The sequence below is a fragment of the Streptomyces sp. a15 genome, from assembly GCF_059026085.1.
This window is the reverse complement of sequence record NZ_JBWLKM010000072.1, coordinates 1-19673: the sequence shown is the minus strand read 5'-3', so window position 1 is coordinate 19673 and position 19673 is coordinate 1. Positions and strand designations below refer to the sequence as shown.

Annotated in this window: 14 protein-coding genes; 5 read left to right on the top strand and 9 right to left on the bottom strand. The window is 71.6% G+C overall.

Annotated features, from left to right (window positions below):
• Nucleotides 1-47: 47 nt before the first annotated feature.
• From AC5P09_RS40650 to AC5P09_RS40615, 8 genes are read right to left on the bottom strand one after another with little or no spacing between them, the layout of a single operon-like run.
• Nucleotides 48-6929 carry an eCIS core domain-containing protein gene (locus AC5P09_RS40650; protein ID WP_493878730.1) on the bottom strand — a complete coding sequence of 2294 codons (6882 nt, stop codon included), beginning with the start codon at nucleotides 6927-6929 and terminating at the stop codon, nucleotides 48-50.
• Nucleotides 6926-7252 carry a hypothetical protein gene (locus AC5P09_RS40645; protein ID WP_493878729.1) on the bottom strand — a complete coding sequence of 109 codons (327 nt, stop codon included), beginning with the start codon at nucleotides 7250-7252 and terminating at the stop codon, nucleotides 6926-6928. The genes AC5P09_RS40650 and AC5P09_RS40645 overlap by 4 nt, the downstream gene beginning before the upstream one ends.
• Complete coding sequence (locus AC5P09_RS40640) at nucleotides 7243-9234, bottom strand: ATP-binding protein (RefSeq protein WP_493878728.1); 1992 nt, start codon at nucleotides 9232-9234, stop codon at nucleotides 7243-7245. Before AC5P09_RS40640 ends, AC5P09_RS40645 begins: the two co-directional genes overlap by 10 nt.
• A 33-nt stretch (nucleotides 9235-9267) precedes the next feature.
• Nucleotides 9268-10098, bottom strand: a complete 831-nt coding sequence (locus tag AC5P09_RS40635; protein ID WP_493878727.1) for a Pvc16 family protein — start codon at nucleotides 10096-10098, stop codon at nucleotides 9268-9270.
• Between the two features lie 58 nt (nucleotides 10099-10156).
• On the bottom strand, nucleotides 10157-10906 hold the full coding sequence (locus AC5P09_RS40630) for a hypothetical protein (RefSeq protein WP_493878726.1): 750 nt from the start codon (nucleotides 10904-10906) through the stop codon (nucleotides 10157-10159).
• Nucleotides 10899-11642 carry a T4 family baseplate hub assembly chaperone gene (locus AC5P09_RS40625; RefSeq protein WP_493878725.1) on the bottom strand — a complete coding sequence of 248 codons (744 nt, stop codon included), beginning with the start codon at nucleotides 11640-11642 and terminating at the stop codon, nucleotides 10899-10901. The genes AC5P09_RS40630 and AC5P09_RS40625 overlap by 8 nt, the downstream gene beginning before the upstream one ends.
• Before the next feature lie 32 nt (nucleotides 11643-11674).
• The gene (locus AC5P09_RS40620) at nucleotides 11675-12199 is read right to left on the bottom strand and encodes a phage tail protein (RefSeq protein WP_102908267.1); all 525 of its coding nucleotides are present in this window, start codon (nucleotides 12197-12199) and stop codon (nucleotides 11675-11677) included.
• A 34-nt stretch (nucleotides 12200-12233) separates the two neighbouring features.
• Nucleotides 12234-14099: a phage tail sheath subtilisin-like domain-containing protein gene (locus tag AC5P09_RS40615; RefSeq protein ID WP_493878724.1), complete on the bottom strand. Its 1866-nt coding sequence runs from the start codon at nucleotides 14097-14099 to the stop codon at nucleotides 12234-12236.
• A gap of 371 nt (nucleotides 14100-14470) precedes the next feature.
• Between AC5P09_RS40615 and AC5P09_RS40610 the strand changes: the two genes are divergently transcribed.
• On the top strand, nucleotides 14471-14893 hold the full coding sequence (locus AC5P09_RS40610; RefSeq protein WP_493878723.1) for a YchJ family protein: 423 nt from the start codon (nucleotides 14471-14473) through the stop codon (nucleotides 14891-14893).
• 40 nt (nucleotides 14894-14933) lie between these two features.
• Here the strand turns inward: AC5P09_RS40610 and AC5P09_RS40605 are convergent, their stop codons facing one another.
• Nucleotides 14934-15635: a FadR/GntR family transcriptional regulator gene (locus AC5P09_RS40605; RefSeq protein WP_493878722.1), complete on the bottom strand. Its 702-nt coding sequence runs from the start codon at nucleotides 15633-15635 to the stop codon at nucleotides 14934-14936.
• A gap of 143 nt (nucleotides 15636-15778) precedes the next feature.
• On the opposite strand from AC5P09_RS40605, the gene AC5P09_RS40600 reads away from it, so the two are divergent.
• The 4 genes from AC5P09_RS40600 (at nucleotide 15779) to AC5P09_RS40585 (ending at nucleotide 19574) form a co-directional block, all read left to right on the top strand.
• Complete coding sequence (locus AC5P09_RS40600; RefSeq protein ID WP_493878721.1) at nucleotides 15779-16297, top strand: gluconokinase; 519 nt, start codon at nucleotides 15779-15781, stop codon at nucleotides 16295-16297.
• Between the two features lie 68 nt (nucleotides 16298-16365).
• Entirely contained in the window at nucleotides 16366-17763 is a 1398-nt protein-coding gene (locus AC5P09_RS40595; RefSeq protein WP_493878720.1) for a GntP family permease, read from the top strand.
• A gap of 10 nt (nucleotides 17764-17773) precedes the next feature.
• A complete protein-coding gene (locus AC5P09_RS40590; protein ID WP_493878719.1) occupies nucleotides 17774-18532 on the top strand; it encodes an SDR family oxidoreductase in 759 nt (252 codons plus the stop codon).
• A gap of 16 nt (nucleotides 18533-18548) precedes the next feature.
• Nucleotides 18549-19574, top strand: a complete 1026-nt coding sequence (locus tag AC5P09_RS40585) for an L-idonate 5-dehydrogenase (protein WP_493878718.1) — start codon at nucleotides 18549-18551, stop codon at nucleotides 19572-19574.
• Nucleotides 19575-19673: the final 99 nt, after the last annotated feature.

The window sequence follows — 19673 nt, the reverse complement described above, 5'->3', positions numbered from 1 at the left end:
GGGAGTCAAGGAGTTCATTCCTGGTCCGTTCCGTCAGAGAACAGCGCTCATTTCCCGAATGTGAGCCGTCCACTTGCCTTCATGATCAGCTTGACGGCCTCTTGCCGTTCCTGGCGGTTCGCTCCGCCCGATGCGCCGCCACCTCCGAGGTCCTCCGATTTTGTCAGCGCATCCGCCAGTTCGATGACGTTGTTGAACTTACGGTTGTTCGCCTTTCGCGCCTTGGCCATCTTCACAACCGCCTGGGCGAAGTAGTCGGAAAGGTTCGTCGCCTCTTGTATCCGGCCCGACGTGTCTTTGTTCACATTAACCTTGGGAAGAGTCGTCGACGTGCCCAGATCATAGGCGCTCGGCGCGTCGAAGGACCCAGGCCAATTATCGATCTCATTGTCCCGCTTCCAATGTCCTCCCTCGACCTTGTACGTGCCCCAGTGCACATGAATGGATTTCGGGAATCCCGGATGACCCGCGTGGTACTCAATCTTCCTGACGTCGTACCAGACCATCGTCTCGAGCTTGGCCGGAAGGTCCCGCTTACCCAGAGTTTTTCCATCCTTTCCCGTCTTTCCGACGGCCAGTGCCGCGGGATGCTCGACATCTTCCGCACCCTTGTTCTCGGTTTTCCTGGCCGGCACCAGGTTCGAGGTCGACGCATGGCCTCCGAGTCGCGACGGCAGCATGTGCATGCGGACCCAGTTGCTCTTCCGTGCATCAACCGTGAGCTGGCTCCATCCCAGCGGTGAGACCCCATCGCGCTCATACGTGTCGGTGCCCTTCGGCGTCCTTTTCTTGATGTAGTGAGCCCTGAATTCGGCTGCCAGAGGACCGTCCGCGAAGGGGGGCAGGATCGTGGGTGGCAAAGGGGGTACCTCCATAGCCGATCCCCTGGCCTCCAGCAGTTCGGCCAGATACTCCATGTTCTCCTTGAGCCTGCCCAGCTCGCCCTCGAAGACCGTGTCACCCGCCTTGCCGACATGGACCGGGGTGCTGTAGCCCCGCTTGCGGTTCCCGTCCTGACGGTCGGAGTTCGGGAGTCCGTCCTGCATGGCCTCCACGACTTGGTATTGGTCCATGGCCGCTTTGCGCGCGCGTTCCTGGTCCAACCAACGGTCGGGATCCGACTCTTTGAGGAGATCGTTCTCCCGCGCCCAATACCGGAAGAAGCTCCTCATGGCCTGCGGAGTGCTTCGGACAGTCAGATCGGCGCTCCTGCCCTTTCCGTTGAAGAGCAGGGTGTGCAATCCGTCGTCCGTGCGGAAACTCACCCTGGGCAGTTCGTAGTCCTTCCTGCCCGCGTGCTCCTGCTGCCTGTCCCGGTCACCGGTCCGCTGCCGGTCACGCTCCCTGGTCCGGTCACGGTCCTGTCGACGCCGCCACTGCTCCCGCAGACGCCGCAGACGATCGTTCAGCCGGCCGCCGATCCTGCGGCGGGTCTTGCCGAACAGCCGGCCGACCGCCCGGCGTGCGCGGTTGACGGCTGACTTGACGGTCTGGCGGGCACGGCGGACGCGGCGGCGGGTGCGGTCTCCGGGTCGGCGGTCCCTGTCGGTGTCGCGGCGGCGGCCGGCCGGCCGGTCGTCGTCCCGGCGACGGTCTGCCGTCGTGCGCCGACGCTCGTCGGGGCGGTTGGTCCTGGGATCGCGGTCCCGGTCGTCGTCGCGGCGGCGGTCGGGGCGGAGCGTGTCGCGGGCCGGGCCGCGGCGGGTGGGGCGGTCGGTGCGGTCCTTCCTGTCCTCGTCGCGCGTCCGGCGCTCCGCGTCCTTGGCTCGCCGCCTGGCCGCGTTGACGTCGCGGCCGTCCTCGCGGCGTTCGTCGTCGTCGCGGCGCTTCTTCGGGCGGGTGGTGTGGGCGGGGCGCGGCTTCTTCTCCGGGGAGGAGCGCTTGCCGGGGCGGGGCCTGGACTGGGGGCGCGAGGTCTTGTTCGGGGACGGCTTGCGCGGGGCGGGGCGGCGATCGGCCGGCTTGTTCGTGGCCGAGGGGTCGTCGTCCTTGGGCTTCTCGTCCTGGCGCTGCTCGTCCTTCGGCTTCTCGTCCTTCGGCTTGTTCGGTGTGGACGGCTGGTCGGGGGTGTCCGGCTGCCCGGGCTTGTCCTTCTTCGTGCGGAGGTTCTTCAGCATGCCGCCGAGCCGCTCGGCGACCTTGCCCATGAACCTGCTGACGCCCTCGATCAGGAACTCGTAGATGAGCTCCAGGAGGGCCACGACCCCGGCCGCCACCGCCTTCGCGAACGGCAGCGCGCCGTTGCCGCTCTTGACCGACTTCAGGAAGTCCATGAACAGGCCGAAGGCGGCGAGGATTTCGCTCAGCGCGCCCCACGCCGTCCGCAGGGCGTCGATGACCGCCATCACCCAGCCGGCGCCGGGAATCAGTTTGGCGACGACCTTCTCGACGACCATGACGCCGATGATGAGGGGCAGTTGGGGGACCGCCTCGTCCCAGGCCATCTGCGCCATCTGCTCCACGGTGACGCCGCCGGAGACCAGCTCCTGGAAGTCCTCCATCGGGATGCCGATGATCTCCTGGACCTTCTGGTTGAACCAGGCCTTGACCGCGGTCTTGATCTCGTTGAAGAGGTGTTCCTTGGCGCCGGTTTCGGCCGCCGCACCCGCCTTGCTGATCCAGTCGCCGGGGTCGGAGACGATGTCGTTGAAGATGGCCGCCCACTCGCCGAGACCCGACACGACGGCCGCACCGAACTCCAGCGCGCTGACGGTGACGGACTCGGCGACGTCGACGGCCGCCAGCAGTCCGGTCTCCAGCAGGTCGAGGCCGGCGAGCAGCGCGCCGCACAGGCCGTCGAGCAGCTTGCCGGCGACCTCCTTGAGGGCGTCGGCGAACTCGTTGACCTTCTGTACGGCCCAGTCGCGGGCGCCGTCGATGGTGTTGCGCCACTTGTCGCGCATCGCCGGGTAGTCGGCGAGGAGTTCGTCGCCGAGGGCGATCAGGGCGTCGGCGAAGGTGTTGATCTGGTCGATGACCCAGTTGCGGGCGTCGTCGATGAGCTTGAAGACCTGCTGCTTGAACTGGTCGATGAGGTCGGTGACGGCCTTGCGGGCCTTCTCGAAGATGCCCTTGATGGCGTTCTTGAGGCCCTCGAAGAACTCCTTCAGCTTCTCGATGGCGTCTTCGAGCCAGCTGTCGGCGTCGTCCTTGCCCTCGTTCTGCTTCTTCTCCGCGTCCTGCTCTGCGGTGGTCTGCTCCGTCTCGATCTTCTTGTTGTCGTCCTCGGTGCGCTTGTCGACGTCCTTGTCGGTGTCCTCTTCCTTCTTCTTGACGTCTTCGCGGACCTTGTCGTACTTCTTGCCCTTCTTGTCGTCGATCTCCGCGACCTTGTCGTCCTGCTCCTTGCGCCACCGGTCGCGGGAGTCGGAGATGTCGGTGCGGCCCTTGTCGCGGGCGTCGGCCTGCTTCTTGCCGCTGGCGTCGACCTCGCGCTTGAGGTCCTCGTCGTGCTGCTTGCGGTCGTCCGTGGCCTTCTTGTCCTTGGCCTGGCGCTCCTGGCCCATCTTGTTCCGGCCCTCGGCGAAGCCGGCCTGGATCTGCGGGCCCCGGTCGTGTTCGGCGACGGCGGAGGCGGACTCGATGGGCACGCCGCCGGACACCGAGCGCGGTCCGCTCGACTTCCCGCCCTTCTTCCCGCCGGCCACCTTGCCGGTCAGGGTCTCCTTGGGGACGTCCGGGTAGAGCTGGTCCTCGCCCATGGGGCGGGCCGCGTCGTCCCGCCCGGCCTGGTGCAGTTCGGTCTTCCGCTCGTCGAGCTTGCCGCTCTGCTCGTCGGTGCGCTGCGGGTCGGAGTCGTTCTCCAGGGGCAGGCGGGGGGCGTCGCCCACGCGGGCGTTCTGCAGGCCCTCGTCCTTTGTGGGCAGTCCGAGGATCGAGTCGATCAGATCGTCGAGCGGCAGGATCTCTTTCAGCAGCTTGCCGAACAGCTGGGCGCCGATCGTGACGGCGATGTCCCACCAGCTCGGCTCCGGCACGTTCGCCCCCGGCACCTCGCCTTCCGGCTTCTGGTCGCCGGTGATCTCGGGGGTCTTGCCGGGGGCCGCCTCGGTGCGGGCGACCTTGGCGTTGGTGTAGGTGCCGGGGGCCGCGGGCGTCGGGCCGCCGGGGACCGTGCGCGGCGAACCGGACGGTCGCTGCGTGGTCGGCGGCGCCTTGCGCAGGGCGGAGCGGTCCTTCTCGACGGAGCGGCCCACGGCGCCGTCGACGCCCTTCAGCGTCTCCAGCGCCTGGTGCGGCTTGAGCGATCCCGCCGTCGCCAGGCCCGACTCGGGCGTGGCGTTGGAGACGTCCGGGGCGGGCGCCTCCTTCTTGGGCTTGGCGCCTCCGGCCGGGGCGGAACGGCCGCCGCTGCGGCCGCCTGACCGTACGGGTGCGGGTGCGGACGCCGTACGGCCGCCGCCTCCGCCGCGGCGGGCGTTCTTCGCCACCTGGCGTGCCGCCGCTCGCTTGCTGCCCGTCGGCCGGGCGCGTGAGCCGGTCGAGGGACCGGATGCCGGGGCCTCGGCGGCCTTGGGCGTGTTGGTCGTCGCCTCCGGTCCGGCGGACAGGGGGGAAGGCCCGTTGCCGGGGGCGAGCTTGGGCGCTGAGGCCGGGCCCGGGGTCGAGACCCGGTCCGGTCCGGTCTCCGGTCCCGCCGAGGTGGCGGGACCACGGCCCTCGGTGACGTCCCGCGCTCCGGGCTCGGAGGCGGGTGCGGACACGGACGCTTGGGCCGAGTCGCCCTGCTCGGAGCGGTTGTCGTCGCGCCCGGCGCTCTCCTGAGGGCCTGCCCCGGTCTCCTTGCTCTGCTTCTGCTGCGCACCGGCGGTGTCGGTGCCGCGACCGCCACCCTGCTCCTCGGTTCCGCCCTTTCGGCTGTCTCCCCCGGAGGCGGCGGAACCGGAAGGGGACGTCCCGGGCTCCTGCTTACGGGCGTCCTCGCCCGCCTTGTCCAACTGTCCGGGCGGTGCCGTCTCCCCGGGGCCGGGGGCCGTGCCGCCGCCCGGCGCACCGTCGGCGGTTCGGGCCTCCTCGTCGCGGCGACGGGCGTCGGCGTCCTCCCGCTGAGCCTCCGTCTGCTTCCAGTCCCGGTCGGCGGACTCCGCCAGTGGTGCCGCGGTGGCGTCGCCGGCCCGCGGCTCCGAGTCGGCACCACTGTCTTCACCGGCCCCGGAGTCCTGCTCGACGGACAGCGCCGCGAAGAGGTCCTGGTCCTCGGAGTCGTTCTCCGCGGCGTCCGAGTCGGCGTCCCTGGGGGTGCCGGTTGCGGTCGCGCCCTGCTCCGGGCCGCTCGGAACTGCTGGAGTCTCGACGGCCGCGGGACTCATCGGACGTGCGGGATCCTTCTTGCGCTGCTCGACAAGCGTCGGGTTCTTCGCGGCCGGAGTGGCGCCGACCAGGTCGATGTCGGGCACCGAGCCGGTGCCGCCCTGCTCGTCGGGCTCCGTGTCCGATGCCTCGGTGTCGTCCTCCGCCACCGATTCCAGCCCCAACGGCTCGTCGTCGGCGTCCTCCTCGTTCGACGGGTCGCCCCCCACGGCGCGGGCCGGAGCGGTGCCCCCACCCGTCCTGGTCCGCTCGCCGGGCTCGGCCCCGCTCCGGTCCACCGCCCCCGGGGCGGCGGCCTGCCGGGCGGCGACCTCACTGCCGCCCGTACCCTCGGACTGCGGCGGCTCCTGCTCACCGGCCTGCTTCTCCGGTTCCGGCGTGGCCAAGTCCTGCGCCCCCTCGGACTCCTCCTGGGCCTCCCGCTCGTCGCTCTGGTCCTGTTCCTTCTGTTCCGTCTCGGCGTTCGCCGCGCCCTCGCGCTCGTCCGCGGCGTCCTTCTGTGCGTCCTGGCCGGAGGCGTTCCGATCCTCCTGCTGCTCCTGGGACCGCTCCTGCTGCTGCCCCGCCGAGGCCTCGCGATCCCGGGCAGCGCCCTTCTCGCCGGGCGCGCCCTCCTGGTCCGCAGCGTCCGCAGAGTCCTCGGCCTCCTCGTCCCGCCGACCGTCGGACCCGGTCCGTCCGTCGTCCTCCTGCCGACCGTCCCCGTCCCGGGGGGTATCCGTACGCTCCCCCGCCTCCTCCTGTTCCTCGCCCGAGGCCCGCCGACGCTCCTCCTCGATCTCCTCCCCCGCCCCGGGCACGGCCAACGGCGCCGCCGCGGCCTCCGACGGCAGCGGTCCGGCCTGCTCCGTCTCCTCCACGGCCGCCAGCAGCCGGTCGAGCACCGGCGTGGGCAGCCGCAGCTCCAACCGGTCCAGCACGATGTCCTGCACCTGCGGCGCCATCCGCGCAAGCTGCAGCCGCACCCGCCCCGACCGGTCCTCGGGGTCGCCGCGCAGGGAGCGGAGCAGGCCGTTGGCCAGGCGGTCGACAAGGGTCGCCGGGTCCAGTTGCTCCATGCGGCGACGGTCGGCGTCGACGGTCGCGTACCGCAGCCAGCCGGGCGTGGCCTGACCCTGCTCGATCTGAGCGACGTCCGCGCCGGACTCCGGCTGCTGTACGAGATCCCGCGCCGCCGACTCCGCCTCCCGCTCGATCGCCTGCTGCGGCAGGCTCACCGCGCCCAGTTCGCGGCCGGCGCGCAGGGTGCCGAGGCCGTGCGGGTTCTGGACGGTGTGCAGGAGTTCGTGGGCGAGGAGGCGGCGGCCCTCGTCGGTGCCGGGCTTGAAGGTGCCCTCGGCGAAGAAGATGTCCTGGCCGACCGCGACCGCGTCCGCGCCGAGCAGGTCCGTCAGGTGTCCCGCGTCCCGGCCGGTGTGCAGGCGTACCCGGCTCAGGTCGTGGCCGAGGCGTTCCTCCAACTCGCGTCGTATGCCAGGGTCGAGAGGCTGTCCGGCGCCGCTGACGATGTTCTTCGGTTCAGGCGTACGGGACTTGGCGGCACGTTCCCTGCGCTTACGGCGGCGCTGTTCGGCCGACTGTTCGGAACGGTCGTCCTGCGACTGGGCGTTGGCGTTCACCGGGTCACCTCCCCGTGGCCGCTGAGGCCCTCGTGCACGGCCCGCGCCAGTTCCTGGCCGAGGCGGCGGGCGGACAGGCCGGCGGGCAGGGGCGCGAGGCCGGTCAGCGCGTCGACGGTGAGGGCGCCGTCGGCCGCCAGCGGTACGCCGTGTTCCCGGACCAGGCGGGTCAGTTCGCGTTCGAAGGCGGCCGAGACGTGCTCGGGGTCGGCGCGGAAGCCGTCGAGCACCAGCTCCCCGATGTCCACGCGTATCGCCGAGGGCGCCTTGCTCGCACCGTTCCCACCAGTCCCACCGTTCCCGCCCATCCGCGTCACACCCATCCCCGGACCTCCGTGGGCGTCAGGGAGCGCTCCAGCTTCAGATACTCCGTGCGGGCCGCGGCGAGCATGTGCCGCATCTGGAGGCGATCGCCCTCCTCGGCGGCCAGGAACGCTCCGGACAGCGCGATGTTGCGGATCGAACCGCCCGCGACGGTGAGCCGGGCCAGCAGCGCGGGGTCGATGTCCTTCACGGGGGCCTGGGGCGGCAGCACGCGGCGCCAGATCTCCGCGCGTTCGTCCTCCGCCGGGAAGGGGAAGTCGACGACGAAGCGGATGCGGCGCAGGAAGGCCGTGTCGAGGGCCTTCTTCATGTTGGTGGTGAGGATGGCGAGGCCCCGGTAGGCCTCCATCCGCATCAGCAGGTAGCTGACCTCGAGGTTGGCGTAGCGGTCGTGGCTGTCCTTGACCTCGCTGCGCTTGCCGAAGAGGGCGTCGGCCTCGTCGAACAGGAGCAGCGCGCCGCCGCGTTCGGCGGCGTCGAAGACGCGGCGGAGGTTCTTCTCCGTCTCGCCGATGTACTTGCTCACGACCTGCGAGAGGTCGATCACGAACAGGTCGAGGCCCAGTTCCTTCGCCATCACCTCGGCGGCCAGCGTCTTGCCGGTGCCGGAGCCGCCCGCGAACATCGCGGTGACTCCGAGACCGCGGCGCAGGGTCGCCGCGAATCCCCACTCCTGGTGGACGGTCGCCCGCTGCCGGACGTGCGCGACGATCTCGCGCAGCACGCTGGTCTGCCGCTCGTGCAGGACGAGGTCGTCCCAGCCGGCCTGCGGTTCGATGCGGCGGCCCAGCTCGTCCATGCCGATGCGGGCCTCCTCCAGCCCGGCCCGCCAGGCGAGTTGGGCGGGGTCGAGCCGGTCCTCGTACGGCAGCCGGCGGCGTACGGTGGCGGCCGCGGACCGTACGACGTGCGGCGGCAGCTGGAACTGGGCGATCAGGGACCGGAGTTCGGTGTCGTCCAGGTCCGCGACGGGGTGGAACGCGTCGGCCCACAGGGCGAGTTGCTCCTCGTCATCGAGACGCGGCACGGACACCCGCGCGCCGTGCGGGCGGTCCGTGCGCAGCGGGTCCTCGCTCGACACCACGACGGGTACGGCGGTCCCGGCCAGGAACGCCTCGGCGGCCGCCCGCTGGTCACGGTCCAGTTCACCCGCCTCCACCAGCAGCGCGGCGGGCAGCAGGATCGCCTCGCGCTGCCACAGCCGGGCGAGCGCGTCCCGTTCGGCGGGGTCCGCCGGGATGTCCTCGGCGCCCATCGCGTACATCCCGAGCCCGGACCGGGCGGCCGCCGCGGCGGCGATGTCGGCGCGGCTACGCAGGTCCCCGCCGGTCACCTCGACGACCGGCACGTCGCTCCCCGTCACCCATCCCTCGGCGACCCGGCTCGCGGCCAGGTCGTACGACGGCGGCAGGCGGTCCGGCGCGGGGGTGCGGCGCAGGCGGCCGTGCAGCCGGGCGTCCAGGTAGGGCGAGCCCAGCAGGAAGTGCAGGATGCGCTCGTCGAGCCGCAGCCGGGAGGTGGTCAGCCGTGACTCGTCGTCCAGTTCGACGATCCGCCAGCGGCGCAGCGGCGCGACGGGCGTGAGGGCGCTCCAGTGCGGCTCGGCCAGCGCGGCCAGGGCGAGCGCGAAGGTGGGGAACGCCCGCTGCGGGTCGCCCGAGGCCGCGGCGCAGCGGGCGGCGGTCGTGGGGTCCAGTTCGTCGGCGGCGGTGAGGAGGATCAGGTCGCGCTCGAAGGGGGTGAGGCCGAAGCAGGCGAACAGTGCGTCGAGCGGGTCGGCCGAAGGCTCGGTGACGGACGGGGTCGTCGGCACCGGGGCCTCGGTTCCCCGGCCGTCCTCGCCCGCCGCGTGGGCGTCGACGCGGGACAGCACGCGCCGGATCTCCGCCATCAGCGCCGCGCCGCCGTCCCGCGCGCCCGCCCCGTCGGCCGTTCCCGTCACGCCCGGCGTACCCGGCGTATCCGGCTCGTTCGTCCCCATGTCCTCACCTGCCCCCGTCGTCCCCATCTGGTCTCAGTTCTCCGTGCCTTCGCCGTCGGCCCGCCGAGCGGTGCGCTTGCGGGGTTCCGGCTGCGCGGCCTTGCCCGCCTGGGCGGACTTCCGGGTCCGGGCGGCCGGGGCCTTGGCCACCGTCTTGGCCGCGGTCTTCGCAGGGGCTTTCACGGCCTGCTTGGCAGACGCAGGCGCGGGCCGCGAGACGGGATCCTCGGTCTCGGTCTCCGCCTCCGTGACCGGCGCCACGAACGGCACCACCCGCACGTCGGACCGTTCCACCGGCTTCGCCGGCACCGGCGTCTGGCGGCCGTCGATGAAGACGAGGGCCGCCTGGTAGACCACGGACAGCGAGTACGGGGTCTGGTGGAGCATCCCCCACAGCTTCGACGTCTCGTCGATGTCCATCACCGTCGGCGTGAACCGCACGCGCTGTGCCGCCTCGGCGAGGTCGCTCCCGGCCAGGTAGGGCCGCTCACCGGCCTGTTCGACGACGTCCTTCGGCAGGATCGGTATCTCGTGCAGGGTGCGCATCACGGAGCCGATCAGCCGTTGCCCGACCAGTTCCGTCTCCTCGCCGTACGCGCTGATCAGGTAGTGCAGGTCGAGTGCCGCGGCGGGCCGCTTGACCAGGGTGCCGTCCGACGCGCGCGTCGGCAGGTCGTTGTTGCGCTGCGAGGTGTTGGGCGTGACCTGGTAGAGGAACACAGAGATGGTCGGCTCGGCCTGCGCGTCGGCCGGCGGTTTGCGCGGCTCGACCTTGACGGCTTCGCCGAACTCCGGCCCCACGTTGTTCTCGATCAGCAGGGCGAGGGCCTGGGTGACATGGGCGATGGCCAGTGCGTTGCTCATGACGTCAGTCCCTCGGTTCCATCCAGCCGAATTCGTCCCACTGCTGCCTGTGCGCGGCTCACTCGCGCCCCCGTGCCAGGTACTCCGCGAGGCTCACGGTCGCCCCCGCACGCCCCGCCTGCGGCGTCCGCCGCTGCCGCGCGCCGCCGGACGGCGACCCGGCCGCCGTCACTTCCAGCCGCCCGATCTGCACCTGCACCACCTGCTCGGCCGCCCGCGCGGGTCGCCGGGCCGCGGCCTGGCGTACGGCGTCCCGTGCTGCCGTCGTGTCCGCGGCGGCGGGGCGCAGCGCCGCGGACACGACGGCGGGGGAAGCGGCGTCCGCACCCGGGGGGGTGGGCACGGAGGCCGCGGGCCGGTCGGCGCCCCGGTCGGAGCGCCCTTGTCCCGCCGCGCGCCGCACGGCGGCGGAGGGCACCTGCCGCGGTGCGAGGGGCGCGGCGGGCCGCAGCAGGGGGATCTCCGGGGCGGCCTGCGCGGCAGGGCGCGAGGCCGGTTCGGCGGGCGCCCGTTCGGTGCGTACGACGGTCCGCTCCCGTTCCGTGTACACCCGGGCCTCGCCGGTCGCGGCCGGGCGCGGCGCGTCCGGTGGCGGCAGGACCGTCGGCGTGGTGGAGGGCCACAGCAGCCCGTCCTCGTCCGGCGTCGCCGCCTGGGCCCGGACCGCCTCGACCCGTTCGAAGGGGCCGGGCAGCCGGGGCCGCACCCGCCCGGCGCCTGGGCGCGGGGCGGTGGCCGGTGCGGCGTGCCGGGCGATCAGCCGGTCGAGGAAGTCGGGCCCCGACCGCTCGGCAGAGGAGTCAGACATCCGCACACAGCTCCAGGTAGTAGCGGCGCCGCAGCGGGCTGAGCGCCAGGATCTCCGGCTCGCTCCAGCCGTACGCGGTGGCGAGCAGATGGACGTCGAGGAGCACGTCGCGCGCCCAGGCGTCCAGTTCGGTCCACAGATAGGAGGCGATGTCGAGCTCGGCCCGGGTGGCCTGCCCGCACTCGGGGCAGGCCACGTTGAGCGTCAGGTCGGCGCCCGGATCGGCCGCCTCGACCGCCTCGGCGATCCGGCGCTGCACGGCCGCGGGCAACTCCCCCGCCGCCGGCTCCCCGGCCGGCACCGCGCTCCCGTCGTGCGTCGCCGAGACCAGGCACCGCGCGAGCAGCGCCGTACGCGGGTCCGCGGCACGGGCCACCGCCGCCAGGTCGGCGACCCCGGGCAGCCTGAACTCGACGTCCCAGCCGCCCTGTTGGACCCGCACGACGTGCTCGCCGCGCCCGCCCAGCGAACCGGCCAAGTCCCCGGCGTCCAGCTCGAACTCCATGTCCGCGCCGCACGCCGCGCACTCCAGCCGTACCTGCATCCGCTCGCCGAACAGCGCCCGGCGCAGCGCGAACAGGTCCGCCTCGCGCTCGCCGACGGGCACCGAGGGCAGCCGCCCGGCGTCGACGTCGGGCCGGGCCGCACGGTGCAGCAGCAGCGCGCGCCCGACCGGCGCCTCGGCCAGTCCCGCCTCCCAGGCGGCCAGCAGTTCGGCCGCCCCGGTGATCGCCATGTCCTCCCCCGATCCGATCGACTACGCCCGGTTCATGCCGGGTTGAGGAACGACGGTTCCTCCGGTTCGGGCACCTCGTAGTCCCGCTCCCAGCCCTCGCACTCGAGCTTCAGCGACTGGATGGCCACCGCGTTGGCGTTGGCGTCGAGTTCGCCGAGGACCTGGTACTCGCTGGGCCAGGTCCGGTAGAGCTTGTGCGAGACGGCGACCTGCCCGGCCTCGTTGAGGACCTGGATGACGATGTCCTTGCGGAAGTCGGCCAGGGACACCTCGGAGCCGAGACCCGCGCCGACCTGCCAGACCTTGTTGGCCCAGCGGTCGAACTCGGGGTCGTGGGTGACTCCGCGCTCCAGGGTGACGCCCTCGAACTCGGAGCGGCCCGGCGACTTGCGCGGGGAGGAGGGGTCGCCGCCGTGGCGGTGCTTGACGACCTCCGTGGTCCGCTTCAGCGGACTGATCTTGCTGATGCCGGCGACCGTACGACCGTCCCACAGAACCAGGAACTTGAAGTTCTTGTAGGGGTCGAATCGATGCGCGTTGACCGTGAACTCAGCCATCGGATTCCTTCAGCTCTCCAAATTTCCGTGGGCGTTAGAGCGCGAACTGCCCCGACGTCTGCTGGATCTTGACGACGACGAACTCGGCCGGCCGGACTGGCGCGATGCCCACCAGGACGTTGACGACGCCGTTGGCGACGTCCTCGTTCGTCGTGGTCTCGTGGTCGCACTTGACGAAGTACGCCTCGCGCGGGGTGCTGCCCTTGAAGGCGCCCTGGCGGAACAGCGTGTGCAGGTACGAGGAGGCGCCGAGCCGGATCTGCTGCCACAGGCTCTCGTCGTTGGGCTCGAACACCACCCACTGCAGGCCGCGTTGGAGGCTCTCCTCCACGTGCAGCGCGAGCCGCCGCACGGGCACGTACTTCCACTCGCTGTCGAGCGCGTCGGAGCCCTCGAGGGTGCGTGCGCCCCACACCAGCGGTCCGGTCACCGGGAAGGTCCGCAGGCAGTTGACGCCGAGCGGATTGAGCAGCCCGGTCTCGCGGTCGGTCAGGTCGACGGTGAGCGAGTGCACGCCCGCGAGCCGCGCCTCGGTGCCGGCCGGCGCCTTCCACACGCCGCGCTCGGAGTCGGTGCGCGCGATGACGCCCGCGACCGCGCCGGACGGCGGGAAGGAGCGCAGCCGCCCGGTGAGCGGGTCGGTGAGCTGCAGGTGCGGGAAGTACAGACCCGCGTGGTTGCCGCGGACGGCGTCGAAGGCCGAGAGGCCGGCCCGTGCCGTGTCGACACTCACCCAGGTGCTGGGCGCGTCGACCAGCAGGAAGATCCGTCGCTCCTGGCACAGCCGCTGGGCCGCCGAGACGACCGTGAGCATGTCCTCGGTCTTCTCGTACGAGGCGAGCTCGGGCAGCGCCAGCAGGTTGACGTCGGCGACGCCGCGCAGGGCCTGGATGCCGGTCTTGTCGGCCTCGGAGCCGATGAGGTCACGCGGTCCGGGCGCCTCGCCGTCCTCGCCACCCTCCAGCGGGAAGACCGGCGGGTTGACCGAGGCCTCCAGGCCCAGGTCGTTGGCGCACTCGCCGACGAAGCGGACGACGTCCTCGGGGTCCGTGGAGCCCGCGACGACCTGGACGCGCCGGCCGAAGGCGGTGACCTCGGCGCCCGCGAAGGCGTGCTTGCCCGGGGCGTCGGGCAGCGCCCGCAGCTTGCGTTCGAGCAGCAGCGCCAACTCGGCCACGCTGGAGGGGGCTTCCCCGTCGCAGTCGGGGTCGTAGAGGGTGAACTCCCGCTCCACGTCGCCGATCTTGACGGTCAGGTCGACGGCCAGGTCGGGCAGTTCGTGCCCGAACGGCTTGGAGACGGTGCCGGACGGGTCGGGGCGCCCCTCGCCGACGGCCTCGACGCGGATGAGCCGCGACCCCGCGTTGATCACGGTCGGCGCGTACCGCCCGTTCGAGGCGTCCATGGACAGCCCGGTGAAGCTCTCGCGGGCGTCGCCCTTGGCGTCGTAGACGCGCAGGTTGAAGGTCGCGTCGGGGTCGGGGGTGTCGTAGTCGACGGCGACGCGCAGGCCGTTGCCCCACACGCCGGGTTCCTTGGCGTGGACCTCGAGCACGCGGCTCTCGCTGTGGCCCTCGGTGGACTCCAGGACGACGCAGGCGGCCTTGCCGCTGCCGGCCTTGGCCACCCGGACGATCACGGCGACGGTGCCGCCGTTGCCGAAGAACTGGTGCACCGCGTAGGCGAGGGCACTCTTCGAGCCGAGCCCGCCGAAGCGCCGCTCGAACTCGGTGAAGCCGGTGACGCGCACCGGCTCGTTCAGCGGACCCCGCCGGGTGTGTCCCACGAAGGCGGTCACCGACGTGGTCACGGCGGAGATGGTGCGGGTGCTGCTGGGAAGCTCTTCGACATAGACGCCGGGATACGTCGGCCTGGCGGCGTTCACTGCATTCGTCGGCATTCCCCCTCCAATCCCTTTTCGGGCACCGATCGACAGGCACCAAGAGACGGCAGAAAGGAGAGGTTTCGTCACGGTGCAGGCGGAAGGTCCCCGACGCGCGAAGGCGCGCCGGTCCGCGGACACCGCATCAGCTTCCCCCGTCAGTGCCCGGACGGACGGCCGCCCGGGACAAGCGCACACGCTTGTGACTCCTGATGCTCAAGTGCTGAACCCACGGTGGAGTGCAAAGAGTTGGACAACAAGGCGTCTTCACGCCACGCCTGAGGGGGGTTCGATGGAGGGTGCCGCGCATGACTCGCACACGATGTGCGCACGTCGCAACAGGTGCTTCACAGGTTTCCCACAGGCGATGTTCTAGCAGAATGGTGGTCATGCCCCGACGTACCTCGCATCTCCGGTCCCAGAGCCCTTCCGCCCCTGCTCACAAGCCCTCGTGCCCTTGCGATCTTGGGGAGACGTATGCAGAGTGCTGTGGCCGATTCCACCGGGGTGAGGCCGCGGCGCCGACCGCGGAATCGCTGATGCGTTCGCGCTACAGCGCTTTCGTGCAGCGCGACGAGGCATACCTGCTGCGCACCTGGCACCCCCGGACCCGGCCGCCCCGGGTCGAGTTCGACCCCGGCATGCGCTGGACCCGTCTGGAGATCCTCGCCACGAGCGAGGGATCGGCGTTCCACACCACCGGGACCGTGACCTTCCGGGCCTCGTACCGGGGCGGTTCGCTGCACGAGCGGAGCCGGTTCGAGCGGGTGGACGGCGCATGGGTGTACGTGGACGGGACCTTCCTCGACTAGGCCTGTCCGGACCCTCGACCAGCGTCTGTCCCGGACCCGGTTACGGCGCGAGGATGTCCAGTTCCTGAAGCGCGCCCACGGTGATCTCGCGGGTCAGCGCCTCCGCGCGGACGGCGTCGCCCGCGCGGACCGCTTCCGCGACCTGGACATGGAGGGTGACGGCGGCCGGGTCGGGGTCGTCGAACATGACCTCGTGGTGGGTGCGGCCGGCGAGGACCTCGGCGACGACGTCGCCGAGACGCGCGAACATCTCGTTGCCACAGGCGTTGAGGATGACGCGGTGGAAGGCGATGTCGTGGACCAGGTAGCCCTCGAGCTGGTGGCCTCGCGAGTGGGCCACCATACCCAGGGCGCACTCGGTGAGTTCGGCGCACTGGTCGGCCGTGGCGTACTTGGCGGCGAGGCCCGCGGCGACCGGTTCGATCGCGGAGCGCAGGACGGTGAGGGAGCGCAGCTGGCGGGGGCGGTCGGCGCCGGCCAGGCGCCAGCGGATGACCTGGGGGTCGAAGACGTTCCACTCGTTCGCGGGACGGACCGTCACGCCCACGCGGCGGCGGGACTCGACGAGGTGCATGGACTCCAGGACGCGGACCGCCTCGCGCATCACGGAGCGTGAGACGTCGAAACTCTGGGCCAGCTCGTCGGTGCGCAGGACACTGCCGGGCGGGTACTCGCCCGCGGTGATCGCGGGGCCGAGGGTTTCCAGTACGCGGCCGTGCAGCCCCCGGCCCGATGTGCTCATGCACTCAGCGTACGGGGCAGATCACAGGAACAAAAAGTCAGACTTATTTGTCACAGACTCTTGAATTCGTCGTACCTAATAGGTTTCAGTGTGGCCGACGTCAGATGCCGACGTCGGATGTCGAGGAAGACAGCGAGGCAGTGATGCGTACCCCTCACGTCGTCGTGGTGATGGGCGTCGCCGGCACGGGCAAGACCACGATCGGTCCCCTGCTCGCGGCCCGGCTGGGCGTTCCCTACGCCGAGGGCGACGACTTCCACCCCCAGGCCAACATCGACAAGATGTCGGCCGGCACCCCCCTCGGGGACGCGGACCGGTGGCCGTGGCTCGACGCCATCGGCGCCTGGGCGCACGAGCGGGCCGGGCTCGGCGGGGTGGTCAGCTGCTCCGCGCTGAAGCGGTCCTACCGCGACCGGCTCAGGGCCGCCGCTCCCGGTGTCGTGTTCGTGCACCTCGCGGGCGACCGGAAGCTCATCGAGGAGCGCATGGCGCACCGGCAGGGCCACTTCATGCCGACCGCGCTGCTGGACTCCCAGTTCGCCACGCTCCAGCCGCTCCAGGCGGACGAGGCGGGAGTCGCCGTGGACGTCTCCGGAAGCCCCGAGGAGATCACCGAGCGGGCCGCCGAGGCACTGAGCGTCCTCCCCGACGTGTCCCGGTAACACCCCTCCCCAACTCCCCTCCCCAGTAACACCCCTCCCCCCTCCCCGTACTTGCAAGGGAATCCCCTGTGACCAGACTCAGTGTCGAGATGCTGGCAGCGGACGCACCCGAGCCGATCACCTCGGCCGGCCACGCTCAGCTGGGTATCGCCGTCCTGGCGGGCATAGCCGTCATCGTCCTGCTCATCACCAAGTTCAAGCTCCACGCATTTCTGTCGCTGACCATCGGGTCACTGGCGCTCGGCGCGTTCGCCGGGGCGCCGCTCGACAAGGCGATCACCAGCTTCACCACCGGGCTCGGGTCCACCGTGGCCGGCGTGGGCGTGCTGATCGCCCTCGGCGCGATCCTCGGCAAGATGCTCGCCGACTCGGGAGGCGCCGACCAGATCGTCGACACGATCCTGGCGAAGGCGAGCGGCCGCACCATGCCGTGGGCGATGGTGCTGATCGCCTCGGTGATCGGACTGCCGCTGTTCTTCGAGGTCGGCGTGGTGCTGCTGATCCCGGTCGTGCTGATGGTCGCCAAGCGCGGCAACTACTCGCTCATGCGCATCGGCATCCCAGCGCTCGCCGGTCTGTCCGTGATGCACGGTCTGGTCCCGCCGCACCCCGGCCCGCTGGTCGCGATCGACGCGGTCAAGGCCAACCTGGGCGTCACGCTGGCGCTCGGCGTGCTCGTCGCCATACCGACCGTGATCATCGCCGGTCCGCTGTTCGCCCGGTACGCGGCCCGCTGGGTTGACGTCCCGGCCCCCGAACGCATGATCCCGCAGCGCGCCTCCGAGGAACTGGAGAGGCGTCCCGGCTTCGGCGCGACCCTCGCCACGATCCTGCTGCCGGTCGTCCTGATGCTGTCCAAGGCCCTGGTCGACATTGTCATCGACGACCCGGCGCACGATGTGCAGCGCACCTTCGACGTCATCGGCTCTCCGCTGATCGCCCTGCTCGCCGCCGTGCTGGTCGGCATCTTCACCCTCCTGCGCCCTGCCGGGTTCGCCAAGGATCGGGTCTCGCAACTCGTCGAGAAGGGCCTCGCGCCCATCGCCGGCATCCTGCTGATCGTCGGCGCGGGCGGCGGCTTCAAGCAGACGCTGATCGACTCCGGCGTCGGCCAGATGATCCTGGACATCTCCAAGGACTGGTCGATCCCCGCCCTGCTCCTGGCCTGGCTGATCGCGGTGGCGATCCGGCTGGCGACCGGTTCGGCGACCGTGGCGACGATCTCGGCGGCCGGCCTGGTCGCCCCGCTCGCGGCCGACATGTCGACGACCCACACGGCCCTGCTCGTCCTGGCCATCGGCGCCGGCTCGCTCTTCTTCAGCCATGTCAACGACGCCGGATTCTGGCTGGTGAAGGAGTACTTCGGCCTGAGCGTCGGCCAGACCCTCAAGACCTGGTCCGTCATGGAGACGATCATCTCCGTGGTCGCGGGCGGTGTGGTCCTCCTCCTCTCGCTGATCATCTAGGAGTACGGCGATGAGTCACCCCTTGTTCGACATCGGCGGCCGGACCGCCCTGGTCACCGGCTCCAGCCGGGGCATCGGACTCGCACTGGCCCGCGGCCTCGCTCAGGCGGGCTGCCGGGTCGTCCTCAACGGGCGGGACGGCGAGCGGCTCACCAAGGCCGCCGCCGAGTTGCCCGGTGAGGTGCACACGGCCGTGTTCGACGTCACCGACGGGCCGTCGGTGGCGGACGGCATAGCGGATGTGGAGGAACGGGTCGGCCCGCTCGACATCCTGGTCAACAACGCGGGCATGCAACTGCGCGCCCCGCTCCTGGAGTTCACCGACTCCGACTGGCACCGGATCCTGGACACCAACCTGACCAGTGCCTTCCTGGTCGGCAGGGAAGCCGCCCGCCGGATGACGGAACGCGGCCACGGCAAGATCATCAACATCTGCTCGCTGCAGAGCGAGGTGGCCCGCCCCGGCATCGCGCCCTACGCGGCCACCAAGGGCGCCCTGAAGATGCTCACCAAGGGCATGTGCGCGGACTGGGGTCCGCACGGCGTCCAGGTCAACGGCCTCGGCCCCGGCTACATCGAGACCGAGCTGACCCGGCCTCTCGTCGACGACGAGGAGTTCAGCGCGTGGGTACGGCGCCGCACCCCGGCCGGCCGCTGGGGCCGTACGGAGGACCTGGTGGGCGGGGTGCTGTTCCTCGCCTCGCCCGCCGCGGACTTCGTCGGCGGACAGGTGCTGTATGTCGACGGCGGCATGACGAGCGTGCTGTGACCTCCGGGAGGCTTTGATGCTGGGTTGCGTGATCCACGGCCAGGGTGACCTGCGGGTCGAGGAGTTGGCGGTACCGGACCCCGGCCCCGGCCAGGCGCTCGTGGCCGTACGGTACGGCGGGGTGTGCGGGTCCGACCTGCACTACTGGCGGCACGGCGGGGTCGGCGACTTCCGCCTCAAGGAGCCGATGGTGCTCGGCCACGAGGTGGTCGGAACGATCGTCTCGTACGGTGCCGGCGCGTCAGGGCCGGTTGCCGGTACGGCAGTCGCCGTGCACCCGGCCACACCCTGCGGGGTCTGCCCGGAGTGCGCGGACGGGCGCCGCAACGTCTGCCGGGACACGCGCTATCTGGGCAGCGCGGCACGGTTTCCGCACGTACAGGGCGGGTTCGCGGCTCACGTGGTCGTACCCGCCGACCAGGTCAGGGCGCTCCCGGCCGGCCTGGAGCTGCGCCGGGCCGCGCTCGCCGAACCGCTGTCGGTGGCACTGCACGCGGTCCGGCGGGCCGGGGACGTGCGGGGCCGGCACGTCCTGGTCACCGGCGCCGGGCCGATCGGCTCTCTGGTGGTCGCGGCGGCCAAGGCCGCGGGCGCCGCCCACGTGACGGTGACGGACCTGCTCCCGGCGGCCCTGGCGTACGCCTCGGCCGCGGGCGCCGACACCCTCGTACGGGCGGACGACCCGGCGGATCCCGGGTGGCCCGCGGAGGTCGACGCCGCCGTCGAGGCGTCCGGGGCGGCCGAGGGCCTCGACACCTGCCTCCGCCTGGTGCGGCGCGGCGGGGTCCTCGTCCAGCTCGGCATGCTGTCGCCCGGGCCGAGCCCCTTCGCCGGGAACCTCGTCGTCAGCCGCGAGATAGAACTGCGCGGCGCCTTCCGCTTCGACGGCGAGTTCGACGACGCGCTGGCGTTGCTCGCGGCGGAGCCGGTGTTCGACGAGCTGATCAGCGCGGTGGTGCCCGTCCGGGAGGCCGAGTCGGCGTTCGCGCTGGCGGCGGACCGGAGCCGGTCGTGCAAGGTACTGCTGGACTTCGCGCCCTGACGTCGACTGGGTTGGGGGGGGGGGGGGGGGGGAGGGGGGGAGGAGGAGGGGGGAGGGGGGGGGGGGAGAAGGGGGGGAGGGGGGGGGGGGGAGGGGAGG